Consider the following 14,112-nt stretch of genomic DNA (forward strand, 5'->3'; position numbering starts at 1 on the left):
GGCCTTCCCCACGCCGTCGCGCACTTTCTACCCGCCCCGGCCGACCGTCCTCACCGGCCGGGGCGGGTGGCTTGTGGTGCGGTGGGAGCGCTCCTTGTTCTGTCTGCGCTCCTCGGACAGCTGTCCGGCAGCGTTTTCGGCAGCGCTTCCGGCCAGATCCCGTAGCTCAGGGTCGAGGTTTGCGTCCCTGCTCGCGTTGATCGCTGCGCCCAGGGCGCCGATCCGAGACCAACGACAAGGATGGTGTCGGCTCCCTGGTCCGCAGCGCCGCCGAGGCCGGCCGGGCCACTCGCTCCGACCTCAAGCTCGGCGTCTGCGGGGAGCACGGCGGCGACCCGGAGTCCGTCCACTTCTTCCACGAGGTGGGCCTGGACTACGTCTCCTGCTCGCCGTTCCGCATCCCGGCCGCGGCCGGGCGGTATCCGGACCTCCGGAGTCACATCGGGGTACCTCACCCTCAACCCCGGCGCTGACTCTGGCCCGTGAAGGGGGCGGCACCTGTGCGGAAGTGCCGCCCCCTCCTTTGCTGATCGGATCAGCGACTGGTGTACGTGTAGGCGAGCAGTGCTATCGGCATCGCGGCGCACACGGCCAGGCAGATCCGCCACGCGGGAACGCCGAAGAAGCGAGTGCCCTCGCCGTCCGGGTACACCTCATCGCCGTCCCGGATGACCCGGTGAGTCCTGATCTTCATGTCCACCTCCGGCGGATCAAGACGGCGGTGGCCAGAAGTAAGACGGCCACCGGCGCCACGACCATACAGCCGCTCGTCTGCCCGTTGCCCATGTCACCGCCGGGCCCCGGCTTCTTGCGGCCCTTCTCCTCGGCCTTGTCCTGGAACTCGCTGTAGTCGCTCACGATGCCTCCAATGTGGTGAACGGAGTTCGTCCGATCGGTTGTCAGCGCCTCTGGCGGTGCCGCCGAGGCGGGGATGAAGCAGGCCCGCCCGCCTCTGCGGGGCGATACGGAGGCGGGCGGACGCTGGGAGGTAGGCCGCTGGCGCAGGGTTGTCCGGGACGGGGGAGCCGGACCACCAGCGGCCCACCGGTCTACGTGGTGTCCGCCTTCAGCTCCCCGACGGGCGAGGCCAGCGACGGTCGCAGTCCTGGCACAGGTAGCGCAAGCAGCCGGGCCCGGAGGCCGCCGCGCGGAGCACGGCGATCGCCTCGCGGGTGGGTGTGTCGCAGCGGTATAGCAGTGCTGCGTCACTGCGGGACCTCCTCGCGGGGGCCGAGCGCTTCGCGGGTCGCGGTCCGCAGCGCGGCGAGGAGGACCGTGGGGTCGGTCAGGTAGCGGTCGTGACGGAGCGGTACCAGCCAGCGCACGCCCGGCCCCGTCTCGAAGTCTGCGGGCGGCACTTCGGTGTAGGCAGTCGTTCCCCACACCTGGACGGAGGGCAGCAGGCTCATGTCCCAGCTGGTGGCGGCTCCCGGCTCGATGAGCCAATACAGCACTCTGTCGATCGGGTTCTCGATGACCGCGCCTGTCGCCTCGCCCAACAGATCAAGGACACGTTTGCCGATGTCAATGAAGACGGGGACGCGCACGACGTCCCACGCTCTGCCGGCGGGCTGCAGCTTTACGCTACGGCCGCTGGTCGGCATCCACGGTTCGGCTCTGGTCGTCATCGGGCTGCCTCCGAGGCAGAACGGGGTGGCCTTGTCCATGACTGCGCCACTCATCTACGTGACCCGCTGGGCGGGTTGTCGCTGCTCATGACGTTACGAATCCGCGCATTGGGGATGAAGTGACCGCAAGTACGGGATGATGGCGGTTCTACGACCAAGCAAGGGGACTCATGGTGAAGGGTCAGCCGCCTTCCCTGACCTGTGGTCAGGGAAAGGGCGATCGTGCCCGCAGAGGCGTCGTCTCCGGGTACGTCTTACGGCTGATAAGGGAGCAACTGGACCTGAGCCAGGAAGCGCTTGCCGAACACTTTCGGGTCTCGGTCGACACGATCGCCGGCTGGGAGTCCGGGCGGCGTCCGCTCACGGCCGTACCTGTTGGACAGGTGCTCGTCCATCGTCACCAACTGATGCGGATGGGTGCCTCGCCGACGCTCCTGCTGGCTCTTGAGCGAGCGATGGAAGCAGACGTTCTCCTGGGCAGCGCTCTGGACGGCGAGACCTCGGTTCAGGACAGCCCGCTTGGGGCTTGGGTAATGCAGCGCGATCTCATCGAAGTTCTTGCCTGGCCGCTCACCGGAGAGCCGCCGGCCTCCGTTCGAGGCTTGCCCGACCCGCCCCGGAAGCGGAGAGGCCCTGTCCCCGCAGCCCCGGAACTGTCCACGGAGGAACTCAGCCGGTTCTTCAGCCAGATGCGACGCATGGCTGAGGAGACCCGGAGCGAAAGGACCTTCCTTCTGCGGCGCCAGGCCCTATACCTGTCCGGATATGACCGGGCCAACGATGCCGACTGGCTTGCCCAACAGCAAAGCAGCGAGCGGCCTTCGAGCTGGCTGACCCGCTGGCTGAACGAGCGATCCATCGCAGCTGTCGCTGCGCGCCACGGCGACAGGGAGCGGATGCGGCATTTCATCAACAGCACGCTGGGCGAGGATGACGCCAGCGAGACTGAGAACCTCAACTACTGGGCGTATTGGGTGGGTGAGACGCGGCAGATCGAACTCTCGGACCAGTTCATCGCCTCTCGTCACCTCGGCGAGTGGTCAGGCATGCGGCTCCTGCGACACCTGGCGTGCGGGCTCGCACCGCATCACGGGTACGTCGACCTCAACATCCATACCCTGTGGGCATTGCTCGCCGCCAAGCCCGAGCTGCTCCGCTCAGGTAGTGCCGCGATCGCCCTCCGGAAGCGGCTGCCGGTGATGTTGGATAGTCAGGAGCTCTCTGCAGCCGCGCGCCGCGAGCTCGAAAGCATCCGATACGCGATCCGCCTCGCCGAGGTGTGAGAGGAGATGGACGGTGGCTGACGATCTGCACGCGGTGGCTCGCTTCCTGTTCGAGGCGGGCACGCTGAAGCACGCCCGGCGAACCGGCTGGTGGATGGCCGGGGTGCGTGATCCTGAAAGCGTCGCCGAGCATGCGTGGCGCACTTCGCTGATCGCCTCGATCATCGCCCGGATCGAAGGCGCGGACCCCGGACGGGCCGCTCTCTTGGCCGTCTGGCACGACTCGCAGGAGACACGTACTGGGGACGTGAACTACCTCGGTAAGAAGTACTCATCCAGCGCCGACCCGCAGGAGGTGACCGCCGACCAGACCGCCGACATGCCCGAAGTTCTGGCATCTGCCGTGCGGGAATGGGTGAGCGAATACGAGGCCAAGGAGTCGCCGGAGGCGGTGTGCGCTCGTGATGCGGACAAGCTCGAATGCCTGCTTCAGGGGGTGGAGTACATGGCGCAGGGGTACGCGAACGCCCAGCGGTGGGTCGACAACAGCCGCGGCCGATTGGTGACCGAGACGGGGAAGCGTCTCGCCGACGAACTGCTGAACCAGGGGTCTCTTGACTGGCTCCGTGCCGCCTTGGGCGAGCAACCTTAGGGCCTCAGGCCGGACACAAGAACGCGCCCTCTCTACCGTTGCCCCGGAGGCCAGGGACGAGAGGGCCTTGTGGAGCGTGGTGGCAGCCGCGACCAACGTCGGGCTCACTTCGCGATCAGCGACGTCACGGGCGGCACGGCAGCCAAGCCGTCCTCGTAGCCGAGCCGGTCAAACCCCGCACATCGGGGTCGAATGGTCGGAGCCGAATCCGGCGCGCCCGCTCTGACCACCCCCGCGGGCGAGGGGGCGGCACCTGGCCGGGCGCCGCCCCCTCTCACTCCCCCCACGGGAGCCGTTGCCGCTCGCATCGGCTCAAGCGGCAACAGAAGTGCCCAGACGGCCGTAACGCACTCGTCACCCCCCACGGGGACGAGCAATCCGGACCTGGGCACCGCCTGTTGAATTGCGGACGCCCGCCGGGGGCCTTTCCCGGCGGCGCGCTTTGCAACGAGGAACAGCATTCCCGCCGCGTCCGGCCCGCCGCGCCCCGTTTCAAGTCTGGCCAAAAGGGCGTGGTCACTGACGGTGGCACCGTGCATACTCAACCGTGGTCGGGGGCGATCACGGGTGTCACTCGGTGGGGGTCCAGTGCTGCGTGTGTATTTCGGCGAGCTCGATCTGGCGCGGCTGCGGATGGCGATCCGCCCGGACGCGCTGTGGGAAACGGTTCTGAGTTTCCACCGGCTGCGGGAGCACCGCGCCGCGACCGTATACGGAGAATGGCGTTCACTGGCGCGAAATAGGCTGAACGGCGAGGCGCGGTTGCTCGCGCCCCTCATTCCCTCACGCGGCTATTTTCCCGACTTCCTGACCCCCGCCGAGGGCGGAATCGGCTATGGCGACGGCATGGAGGCGCTGCGCGCCACCCCGCAGGCCCGGCTGCACACCGAGATCTCCCGCCTCCCGGCGGCCCGACTCCCCGGCTGGATACGCGATCTCGGCCAGGGCGAGCCGCGCTCCCTGGACCGCCTGACCACCGCGCTGGCCTCCTACCACCGGGCCGCCATCGCCCCCTACTGGCCGCGGTTACAGGCCCGGATCGAGGCCGACCGCGCCGTGCGGGGCCGCGCCCTGCTGGACGGGGGAGCCGACGGGCTGCTGGCCTCGCTGCCGCCCACGATGCGCTGGCGGCCCCCGGTCCTGGAGGTCGACTACCCGGTCGACCGCGACCTGGAGCTCGGCGGGCGCGGGCTGCTGCTCCAGCCGTCCTTCTTCTGCCGAAGAACCCCGGTCACCCTCTACGACCCCCACCTGAGACCCGTGCTGGTCTACCCGGTGGAACACACCCCCGGCGCCGTACCGCCCAGCCCCCCGGCCCGCCCCGTCGCCGCCCCCCGCCCCGCCCCCGTCCCGGGCACTGGCCCCGGCGCCGCCCAGTCGCTCAGCAAGCTCGTCGGACAGACCCGGTCGGCCGTGCTCCAGGGCGTCGGCGGCGGCTGCACCACCAGCGAACTCGCCCGCCGCGTGGGCGTGTCGATCGCCTCCGCCAGCCAGCACGCCAGCGTGCTGCGCGATGCCGGCCTGCTGCTCACCCTGCGCCAGGGCAGCGCCGTGCTGCACACCCTGACCCCGCTGGGCGCCGCCCTGCTGCGCGGCGGCGCCCCCGCTGCCCCCGCTCAGTCGTCGATGCCCGAGCGCTCGACCCCCGCCACGATGTAGCGCTGGAGGAAGAGGAAGACCACCAGCAGCGGCAGAATCGAGACGGCGGCCGCGACGAACAGCTCGTGGATGTTGACCGTCTGCGCGGTGGTGAACGTCGACAGCGCGACCTGGACGGTCCACGCCTCCCGGTCCTGGCCGATGACCAGCGGCCACAGGAACGAATTCCAGGCGCCGATGAAGACGATCGTGCCGACCGCCGCGAACACCGGCCGCGAGTTGGGCACCACGACCCGCCAGTACGTACGCCAGTAGCCGAGCCCGTCCACCCGCGCCGCGTCCTCCAGCTCCCGGGGAAACCCCAGGAAGTACTGGCGGAAGACGAACGCCGCGAACGCGCTGAACAGCGTTGGGACCACCAGCCCGCGCAGCGTGGACACCCAGCCCAGCGAGGACACCAGGACGAAGGTCGGCACGAAGGTGACGGCGGCCGGGACCATGAGGGTGCCCAGGATCCAGTAGAAGACCACGTTCGCGTAGCGGTACGGGATCCGGGCGAGGCCGTACCCCGCGAGCGAGGCCAACAGCAGGGTGCCCAGCGTCGTCGCCACCGCGATCAGCGAGGAGTTGAGCAGCGCGTGCGCCATCGGCACATTCGGGTCGTCGAACAGCTCGCCGATGTTGGACCAGCGCAGCTCGCTCGGGAAGAACGTCCACTCCGCGGAGGTGATGTCCGCCTCGCTCGACAGCCCGTTGCGCACCAGCAGATAGAAGGGGATCAGAAAGAGCAGCGCCAGCGCGATCAGCAGCACGAGCCGCAGCGCGCGCCCGACGCGGACGAGAGGTTCGCGGACGAGGGGGTCGCGTGTCACCGTCAGTCCTCCTTCCGGCCGAGCCGGAACCAGCGGGCCTGGGCCACCGTCACCACCGCGATGATCAGCGCCAGGATCACCGCGCCCGCGCTGCCAAGACCCAGGTTCTGCCCCTGCCCCAGCGCCGTGTAGTACAGGTACACCAGCGGCGGACGGGCATACGGCGGATAGCCGCGCGAGTCCGAGAGCAGGTTGTAGAACTCGTCGAACGCCTGGAACGCGTTGATGACCAGCAGCAGCGTCACCGCGATCGACGTCGCCCGCAGCTGCGGAAGGGTGATGTACCGGAACACCTGCCACCCCGGCCGCGCCCCGTCCACGGCCGCCGCCTCGTACAGATGGCGCGGAATGCGCTGGAGCCCGGCCAGGAACAGCACCATGTAGAACCCCGCCTGGAGCCACAGCCGCACCGTCACGATGACCAGCCAGTACCAGGGCGGATCGGTCGTCGACAGCCAGGCGATCTGATCCGCGCCGAACCAGCCCAGCACGGTGTTGGCCAGCCCGAACCGCACCCCGTTGAAGATCGACATCTTCCAGATCAGCGCCGCCACGACATAGGAGCACGCCACCGGGAGGAAGAACACCGACCGGAAGAACGCCTGCGCCCGGCGCAGCCTGTTGACCATCAGCGCGAGCGAGAGCGACAGGACGAAGGTGGCCGGGACGATGAAGGCCGTGAACACCAGGAACGTGACGAGGCTGTCGGTGAAGGCGTCGTCCCGCAGCATCGCCGTGTAGTTGTCCAGGCCGACGAAGTCGGTGGGCGAGACCGTGTTGTGCGCGTCGAAGAAGCTGAGGTAGACGCTCCACGCCAGCGGTACGTAGGTGAACAGCCCGAGCCCGATCGCGAACGGGCCGACGAAGATCCAGAACCAGAGCGTACGGTTCTGCTTGCCCAGCAGCCTGCGCCGCAGTGTCGTGCGCGACGTACCGGGCGCGGGCCGCCTGTCCTCAAGCGGGTGCGAAAGCGTGTCCTGCGCCATCGCGGGCGTCAGCTCTTCTTCTTCACACGCCGCAGCTCCGCGCCCACCTTGCGCACCACGCCGCGCAGCTCCTGGTCCGCGCTCGCGCCGTCCTTGATGATCCGGCTGAGCGCGTCCTGGTAAGCGGTCCGGCTCGCCGGGGTCCACAGCAGCGGCTCGGCGAAACCGTGGTCGGTGGCGTAGCGCACGGCGTCCCCCGCCGCGCCCTCGCGCAGCTTGTCCGCCTTCTTGGCGAGCGAGATCCGGGCCGGGATGTGGAAGCCGTACGACAGCGCGAAATCCTCCTGGTACTCCGCCTTGTCCACCCACAGCCACTTCACGAAGGCCTTCGCCTCCTCCTTGTGCTTCGTCTTGGAGCTGACCGCCGCGCCATACGCCCCGACCGGCACCGACGGCTGCCCCGCCGACCCGTCCTTCGGGAAGGGCAGCACCCCGAAGTCCTCGCCCAGCTCCTTCTTGACCTGCGGCAGCGCCCACAGGCCCGACCACTGCATGGCTGTGAGCCCCTGGATGAAGGCCGACGGATCCGACCAGTCGGAGGGTGCGCCGAGCAGCAGCGACTTGTCCGCGTACAGCCGGTGGATCTTCTCCAGCGCGCGGGCGGCGGCCGGGTCGTCGAAGCCGACCTCGCCGTCGTCGGTGACCAGCCGGAGCCCGGCGGCCTGGAGCGGGGTGCCGCCGAGTACCCCAGCGCCCCCGTCGTTGCCCAGGAACAGCCCCTTGGTCTTCTTGTCCGTGAGCGCCTTCGCCGCGTCGACCAGCGCGTCGAGCGTCTGCGGCGGCTCCACGCCGGCGTCCTTCAGCAGGCTCTTGCGGTAGTAGAGGAGCTGCATGTCGACGACCTGCGGAATGCCCCAGATCCTGCCGTCGTACGTCTTGGGCGCGAGGACCGCCTGGTTGAAGTCGTCCTTGACGCCGTCGAGGAGGTCGGTCAGATCCTCCACCTGGCCACCCTGGATCTGGTCCAGCGTGGGGCCGTTGGCCTCGAAGACATCCGGGCCGGAGTCGGTGAGCAGCGCGGCGGCCATCTGCTGGTCGTAGTTCCCCGGCCGCCACTGCACCTCGACCTTGGCCTTGCCGGTCTTGCCGTACGCGGCGGCGTACCGCTTCACCGCACGCTCGGTGCCGTCCTCGCCGTACTGGTGGTACCACTGTTCGATGACCGGCTTGCCGTCCGAATCCTTGGAATCCCGGCCGGTGTTGGAGCCGCACGCGGTGGCCAGCGCGCCCGTGAGGGCGAGGCTCCCGCCGGCGCCGAGCAGACGTCTGCGGCTGATGGACTTAAGGTCGTTGGACATACTGCGGCCCCCTCGCCGTCGCTCCCTGTGACCGGATCGTGCCAACCAACCACGGTACGACCCAGTGATCAACCATGGGGGCGTATTACGACAGCGCTGTTGCGGCGGTATGTCAGCTGCTCTGACTCGGGTTTGACGGGCCGTCGGGGCGGTCGCGGTCCATCTCGTCGAACACCCGCTGGGCGGTGGCGAACGCGGAGTTCGCCGCCGGGACGCCGCAGTAGACCGCGCTCTGGAGCAGCACCTCGCCGATCTCCTCGCGGGTGAGGCCATTGGTGAGCGCGGCCCGCATGTGCATGGCCAGCTCCGCGTCGTGGCCGTGGGCGATGAGCGCGGTGAGGGTGACGCAGCTGCGGCTGCGGCGGTCCAGGGCGTCGCCGGTCCAGATCTCGCCCCAGGCGTAGCGGGTGATGAAGTCCTGGAACCGGGCGGTGAAGGGGGTCGTACGGGCGATCGCACGGTCGACGTGCGCGTCGCCGAGGACGGCGCGGCGAACGGTCATCCCGGCGGCGTGGCGGGAGGCGTCGTCGGTGGTGTCCGTACCCTTGGTGAAGTGCGCGAGCAGTGCGGCCGTGACCGGCTCCGGCCGCTCCACCCCGGCCAGGTGCGCCGCCCCCGCCACCTCCAGCAGGCTCGCCCCCGGCACCGCGTCCGCGATCTCGCGGGCGTGCGCGGGCGGCGTGGCGGGGTCGTCGCGGCCCGCGACGACGAGCGTGGGCACGTCCGTGACGGACGGCAGCGCGGAGCGCAGGTCGTACGAGGCGAGGGCATCGCAGCAGGCGGCGTACCCCGCGCGGTCACAGGCCCGCAGGTCCGCCAGCAGCGCGATGGCGCGGGGCGAGTCGGCGAAGCGGTGCGAGAACCAGGTGCCCGGACGGCTCGCGACCATCGCCTCCGTCCCTTCGGCCCGTACGAGCGCGGCCCGCTCGCGCCAGGCCGAGGGGTCGCCGAAGCGGGCCGAGGAGCAGACCACGGCGAGCGACTCGACCCGCTCCGGGCGGTGCGCGGCCAGATGCAGACCGACCGCCCCGCCGATCGAGATCCCCGCGTACGCGAACCGCTCCCACCCCTGCGCGTCGGCGAGCCGCAGCACGAGGGCGGCGAGGTCGCCGACGGTGGCGCTGCCGTCGGAGGGCAGCAGCCCGGCGGGGGAGCGGCCGTGCCCCGGCAGGTCCCAGCGCAGCACGCGGTGCGTGCGGGCGAGGGCGGGCAGCTGGGGCTCCCACACGGCGAGGGAGGTGCCGACGGACGGGCCGAGGATGAGGGGCGGGGCGGTGGCGGGGCCGTCGAGGAGGTGGTGCGGGAGGTCGGTGATCATGGTCGGCGCTCCGGGCGGGTGAGAGTGAGGATGAGGGGGAGCAGGGGCCGGGTCGTGTCCGGCGGTCGGGGCGGAGCCGCGCCTCGGTGCTGTTCCCCTCCCCGCCCCTTCCCTCAACTGGGGCTCCACCTCAGACCCCGGGGTGCAGGGGCAAGGCCCCCCACGCGGCGGAGCCGCAGATCGACACCGCGGGAAGGGGCGGGGTGAGGAAACGCGCCGCCGGACACCCCCTGGGGGGTTACGCGTCGCCGGGTCGCGGGGGGCCGGGGTCGTCGGGGCTTGCTCGGCGCAGCGCGCGGTCGACGAGCGCGGCGGCGGAGCCGGTGTAGCGGGCCGGGTCCGCCAGCTCCCGCAGCCGCGCCTCGGAGAGCGCGCCCGTGAGCTCCGGTACCTCCGCGAGTGCTGCCGCCGGCCCGACACCCTCCTCCCTCGCTCGCCGGGACGCCGCCGACAGCAGCTCCTTCGCGCGCGAGCGGCCGACGAGGGGCGCGAGTGCGGCGGCGATCCGCTCGCTGACGATGAGGCCGTCGGTGAGTGCGAGGTGTTCGCCCATCCGGCGCGGGAACACCCGCAGGCCCTCCGCCAGTTCGGCGGCCTCCCGCGCGGCCCCGCCCGCCAGCCGCAGCAGCTCGCGCAGCGGCTGCCACTCGGCGTGCCAGGCCCCGGCGGGCCGCTCGTCCTCGGCGACGAGCGAGCCGAGGAGGGTTGCGGCGAGCGCGGGCGCCTGCCGCGCGGCGGCGGCGATGAGCGTGGCGCGGACGGGGTTGCTCTTGTGCGGCATCGCCGAGGAGCCGCCCCCGCTGCCCTCGGCGACCTCCCCGATCTCCGTCCGCGAGAGCACCAGGACATCCGCCGCGACCTTGCCCAGCGCACCGACGGCGAAGGCGAGCGCGACCCCGAGGTCGGCCACGGGGGTACGCAGCGTGTGCCACGGCAGCGCGGGCTCCGCGAGCCCCACCTCGGCGGCGAACCGCGCCACGAGCCGCAGCCCGAGGTCGTCGCCCGACTCGGTCGCGCCGGCCGCGGCGAGTGGGCCCATCCCGGGCGTCGGGCCCGCTGCGGGCTCGGCCGTCGGGCTTACCGCGTTCGGGGCATCGGGTGTCTGGCCGCTGACCTCGCCGGGCCTCCGGCCGTCGGTGTCGGTGCCCGCAGCGGTGGTGCGGGGTGGCGCCGCCCTGTCGGCGGCCCCAGCCGTGGCGTCGTCGCGGCGGTCGGCGCCCGCACCCGGCGTCGGCCGTACCGCGGGGGGCCGGGCCCGGCCGGGCGCGGGTGCGCGCTCCGCGCCGCCGCCGGTCGGGTTCGGCACCCCGGGGGCCCCGGGGCCCTCCGGCAGCGCGGCGAAGGCCGCCAACGTACCGGCCGCGCCGCCCAGTTGGGCGGGCGGGCGCAGCGCGGCGAGGCGGGCGTGGGCGTCCAGGGTCAGGGCGCGCCAGCCCGCCGCCTTCAGGCCGAAGGTGGTGGGCACGGCGTGCTGGGTCAGGGTGCGGGCGGGCATGGGGGTGTCGCGGTGCTCGGCCGCTAGCCGGCCGAGCGCCGTGGCGGTACGCCCGAGGTCGGCCAGGATCAGCGGCAGCGCGCGGGCGGCGACCAGCATCGCGGCGGTGTCCAGGATGTCCTGGCTGGTCGCGCCCCGGTGAACGTACGCGGCCGCCCCCCGGTCCGTACGGGCCACGGCCGCCGTCAACTCGGCGACCAGCGGGATGACCGGGTTGCCGCCGGCGCGGGCGCGCACGGCGAGCTCCCGCACGTCGTACAGCTCGGCGCGCGCCGCGCCCGCCACCGCCCCGGCGGCCGCGGCGGGCGCCTGCCCGAGCGCGGCCTGGGCCCGGGTGAGCGCGGCCTCCGCGTCCAGCATGGCCTGGAGAAACGCCGTGTCCCCGGTGGCCTCCTCGACGGCCGACCCGACTCGCACCGGCGACAGCAGCCCGCTGTCGTCGGCGGAAGCAGCCGCATGGGAGTCAGCGGAACTCAAGGAAGACCGTCTCCCCCTCGCCCTGAAGGCGGATGTCGAAGCGGTACGTCCCGGGGTGGGGCCCGGCCGTCGCCACCAGGGTCTCGCGGCGGGCCGGGGGCAGCGCGACGAGGAGCGGGTCGGCGGCGCCCGCGGCGGCGGTCTCGGGGAGGTAGACGCGGGTGAAGAGGTGGTGCAGCAGCCCGCGGGCGTGGACGCAGACGCTGATGTAGGGGGCCGGGGAGGGGGCGCCCGGGGGGAGGGTGCGGGCGGTCCAGTGGCCGTCGGCATCCGTGGGGACCCGGCCGAAGCCGGTGAAGTCCACGCCGTTGCGGCCCGCGTGGCCGCCGGTCACCGGGTCGCGCCGCATCGAGCCGGGGGCGCCGGACAGCGAGCCGTCCGGGCCCGCCTGCCAGAGCTCGATCAGGGCGTCGGGCACGGGGGCGCCCGCGCCGTCGTAGACGTATCCGTGCAGGGTGATGGCGTCCGCGTGCCCCGTCGGGGCCAGGTCGCCGCCCCCGGGGAAGGGCAGCGCGTAGCCGTAGAACGGGCCGACCGTGTGCGAGGGGGTGGGGGACAAGGGCTGTTGGGTGAGTTGTCGAGCGGGCATCAGCGGCCTTCTTCGATCCAGGTGGCGGACGGCCCGTCGAGGACGATGTCCCAGCGGTAGCCTAGCGACCATTCGGGCTGGGAGAGCGCGTGGTCGTACGTCGCGACCAGCCGCTGCCGCGCCCGCTCGTCGGTGACCGACTGAAGGATCGGGTCGTAGGCGAAGAGCGGGTCGCCGGGGAAGTACATCTGGGTGACCAGGCGCTGGGTGAACGCCGCCCCGAAGAGGGAGAAGTGGAGGTGCGCGGGCCGCCACGCGTTGACGTGGTTGCGCCACGGATACGCGCCCGGCTTGATCGTGGTGAAGGTGTAGCCGCCGTCGTCGCCGGTGAGGGTGCGCCCGACGCCGGTGAAGTTGGGGTCGAGCGGGGCGGGGTGCTGGTCGCGCAGATGCGCGTAGCGGCCCGAGGCGTTGGCCTGCCACAGCTCGATGAGCTGTCCGCGCACCGGGCGGCCCCGGCTGTCGAGGAGCCGCCCGGAGACGGTGATGCGCTCGCCGAGCGGTTCGCCCTGGTGCTGGACGGTGAGGTCGTTGTCGGTCGCGGTGATGTCGGTGTGGCCGAAGACGGGCGTGTGCAGCTCGACGGTCTCCGGGTCGCCCTCGACGGCGACGAGCGGCTGCGAGGGGTGGCGCAGCAGGCTGCTGCGGTAGGGCGGGAAGTCGCGCGGCGGGTGGTGGGCGGCGGGCGCGCCGTTGGCGCGGGCCTTGTCGTACCCGTCGCGGATCGTGGCGAGTTCGCCGTCGATGTCGGCCTGGGTGAGAGACATCTGAGTCACGGTTACCTTTCGAGTACGAGGGCGAGGCCCTGCCCGACGCCGATGCACAGGGTGGCCAGGCCCACCCCGGAGCCCGCCGCCGCGAGCTGGTGGGCCACGGCCCCGGCGAGCCGGGCGCCGGAGGCGCCGAGGGGGTGGCCGATGGCGATGGCGCCGCCGCGCGGGTTGACGAGAGAGGGGTCCAGGTCCGGCCACTCGGCGAGGCAGCCCAGCACCTGTGCGGCGAAGGCCTCGTTGAGCTCCAGGGTGGTCAGGTCGGCGAAGGTGCGGCCGGCCTTGGCGAGCGCGCGGTTCACCGCCTCGACCGGCCCGAGGCCGAAGTACTGGGGCTCGATGCCGGTGACGGCGGACGCGCCGATACGGGCCAGCGGCTCGCGCCCGGTGGCCGCGAGCCCCTCCTCGTCGACGAGCAGCAGCGCGGCCGCGCCGTCGTTCAGCGGGGAGGAGTTGCCGGCCGTGACCGTGCCGCCGTCCTTGCGGAAGGCGGGCTTCAGCTTGGCGAGCGATTCGAGAGAGGTGTTGTCGCGGATCGTCTCGTCCCGGGGCAGGTCCACGCCCTCGTACGGCACGACCTCCGCGTCGTACGCCCCTTCCTGCCACGCCCGCACCGCCTTCTCATGGCTGGCCAGCGCATACGCGTCCTGCGCGGCGCGGCCGATGCCGTGCCTGTCGGCGATCAGCTCGGCGCCCTCGCCGAGGGCGACGGTCCACTCGGGCGGCATGTCGGGGTTGGTCATGCGCCAGCCGAGGGTGGTGGAGTACAGCTGCTGATGCCCGGCCGGGAAGGCCCGCTCCGGCTTGGGCAGCACCCAGGGGGCGCGGCTCATCGACTCCACGCCCCCGGCCAGCGCGATATGCGCGTCGCCGACGGCGATGGCGCGGGCGGCCTGGAGCACGGCCTCCAGGCCGGAGGCGCACAGCCGGTTGACGGTGGCGCCGGGCACGGTGACGGGGAGCCCTGCCAGCAGGACGGCCATCCGGGCCACATCGCGGTTGTCCTCGCCCGCGCCGTTGGCGTTGCCGAAGTAGACGTCGTCGATGCGGGCCGGGTCGAGGTCGGGGGTGCGGGCGAGGAGGGCGCGTACGACATGGGCGGCCAGGTCGTCGGGGCGCACGCCCGCGAACGCGCCGCCGTACTTGCCGACGGGTGTGCGGACGGCGTCGACGATGTAGACCTCGCGCAGGGTGCCGTTGCTCAT

The 14,112-nt window shown here is 72.0% G+C and carries 14 protein-coding genes and 1 pseudogene; 4 read left to right on the top strand and 11 right to left on the bottom strand.

Annotated features, from left to right (window positions below):
• Nucleotides 1–224: 224 nt before the first annotated feature.
• A pseudogene (locus tag ACH4S9_RS03525) lies at nucleotides 225–473 on the top strand (putative PEP-binding protein); the annotation flags it as partial.
• A 62-nt stretch (nucleotides 474–535) separates the two neighbouring features.
• On the opposite strand, the gene ACH4S9_RS03530 reads toward ACH4S9_RS03525, so the two are convergent.
• The 3 genes from ACH4S9_RS03530 to ACH4S9_RS03540 all read right to left on the bottom strand — a co-directional run bounded on the left by ACH4S9_RS03530 (nucleotide 536) and on the right by ACH4S9_RS03540 (nucleotide 1,667).
• A complete protein-coding gene (locus ACH4S9_RS03530) occupies nucleotides 536–694 on the bottom strand; it encodes a hypothetical protein (protein WP_385341426.1) in 159 nt (52 codons plus the stop codon).
• On the bottom strand, nucleotides 691–858 hold the full coding sequence (locus tag ACH4S9_RS03535) for a hypothetical protein (protein ID WP_358845169.1): 168 nt from the start codon (nucleotides 856–858) through the stop codon (nucleotides 691–693). Before ACH4S9_RS03535 ends, ACH4S9_RS03530 begins: the two co-directional genes overlap by 4 nt.
• A gap of 347 nt (nucleotides 859–1,205) precedes the next feature.
• Nucleotides 1,206–1,667, bottom strand: a complete 462-nt coding sequence (locus ACH4S9_RS03540; RefSeq protein ID WP_398369526.1) for a hypothetical protein — start codon at nucleotides 1,665–1,667, stop codon at nucleotides 1,206–1,208.
• Nucleotides 1,668–1,798: 131 nt separating this feature from the next.
• On the opposite strand from ACH4S9_RS03540, the gene ACH4S9_RS03545 reads away from it, so the two are divergent.
• The 3 genes from ACH4S9_RS03545 (at nucleotide 1,799) to ACH4S9_RS03555 (ending at nucleotide 5,162) form a co-directional block, all read left to right on the top strand.
• Nucleotides 1,799–2,911 carry a helix-turn-helix domain-containing protein gene (locus ACH4S9_RS03545; RefSeq protein WP_398369528.1) on the top strand — a complete coding sequence of 371 codons (1,113 nt, stop codon included), beginning with the start codon at nucleotides 1,799–1,801 and terminating at the stop codon, nucleotides 2,909–2,911.
• Nucleotides 2,912–2,924: 13 nt separating this feature from the next.
• Complete coding sequence (locus tag ACH4S9_RS03550; protein WP_385341433.1) at nucleotides 2,925–3,503, top strand: HD family hydrolase; 579 nt, start codon at nucleotides 2,925–2,927, stop codon at nucleotides 3,501–3,503.
• A gap of 588 nt (nucleotides 3,504–4,091) precedes the next feature.
• Complete coding sequence (locus ACH4S9_RS03555; protein WP_398369530.1) at nucleotides 4,092–5,162, top strand: ArsR/SmtB family transcription factor; 1,071 nt, start codon at nucleotides 4,092–4,094, stop codon at nucleotides 5,160–5,162.
• On the opposite strand, the gene ACH4S9_RS03560 is transcribed toward ACH4S9_RS03555, so the two are convergent.
• The 8 genes from ACH4S9_RS03560 to ACH4S9_RS03595 all read right to left on the bottom strand — a co-directional run bounded on the left by ACH4S9_RS03560 (nucleotide 5,120) and on the right by ACH4S9_RS03595 (nucleotide 14,112).
• Nucleotides 5,120–5,974, bottom strand: a complete 855-nt coding sequence (locus ACH4S9_RS03560) for a carbohydrate ABC transporter permease (RefSeq protein WP_394816702.1) — start codon at nucleotides 5,972–5,974, stop codon at nucleotides 5,120–5,122. The two genes, ACH4S9_RS03555 and ACH4S9_RS03560, sit on opposite strands and share 43 nt — an antisense overlap.
• Nucleotides 5,975–5,976: 2 nt before the next feature.
• Nucleotides 5,977–6,960 (bottom strand): carbohydrate ABC transporter permease, encoded by a 984-nt coding sequence (locus tag ACH4S9_RS03565; RefSeq protein ID WP_385341439.1) that lies wholly within the window; start codon nucleotides 6,958–6,960, stop codon nucleotides 5,977–5,979.
• 8 nt (nucleotides 6,961–6,968) lie between these two features.
• Nucleotides 6,969–8,258, bottom strand: coding sequence for an ABC transporter substrate-binding protein (locus tag ACH4S9_RS03570; protein ID WP_398369533.1), 1,290 nt, complete (start codon nucleotides 8,256–8,258; stop codon nucleotides 6,969–6,971).
• 112 nt (nucleotides 8,259–8,370) lie between these two features.
• Nucleotides 8,371–9,576, bottom strand: a complete 1,206-nt coding sequence (gene pcaC, locus ACH4S9_RS03575; protein ID WP_398369535.1) for a 4-carboxymuconolactone decarboxylase — start codon at nucleotides 9,574–9,576, stop codon at nucleotides 8,371–8,373.
• Nucleotides 9,577–9,814: 238 nt separating this feature from the next.
• Entirely contained in the window at nucleotides 9,815–11,548 is a 1,734-nt protein-coding gene (locus ACH4S9_RS03580) for a lyase family protein (protein ID WP_398369537.1), read from the bottom strand.
• Nucleotides 11,535–12,137: a protocatechuate 3,4-dioxygenase subunit alpha gene (gene pcaG, locus ACH4S9_RS03585; protein WP_398369539.1), complete on the bottom strand. Its 603-nt coding sequence runs from the start codon at nucleotides 12,135–12,137 to the stop codon at nucleotides 11,535–11,537. Before pcaG ends, ACH4S9_RS03580 begins: the two co-directional genes overlap by 14 nt.
• Nucleotides 12,137–12,904, bottom strand: a complete 768-nt coding sequence (pcaH, locus tag ACH4S9_RS03590) for a protocatechuate 3,4-dioxygenase subunit beta (protein WP_398369541.1) — start codon at nucleotides 12,902–12,904, stop codon at nucleotides 12,137–12,139. The genes pcaG and pcaH overlap by 1 nt, the downstream gene beginning before the upstream one ends.
• A gap of 11 nt (nucleotides 12,905–12,915) precedes the next feature.
• Complete coding sequence (locus ACH4S9_RS03595) at nucleotides 12,916–14,112, bottom strand: thiolase family protein (RefSeq protein ID WP_398369543.1); 1,197 nt, start codon at nucleotides 14,110–14,112, stop codon at nucleotides 12,916–12,918.

This window comes from Streptomyces sp. NPDC021225 (assembly GCF_044332865.1).
GTDB lineage: Bacteria > Actinomycetota > Actinomycetes > Streptomycetales > Streptomycetaceae > Streptomyces.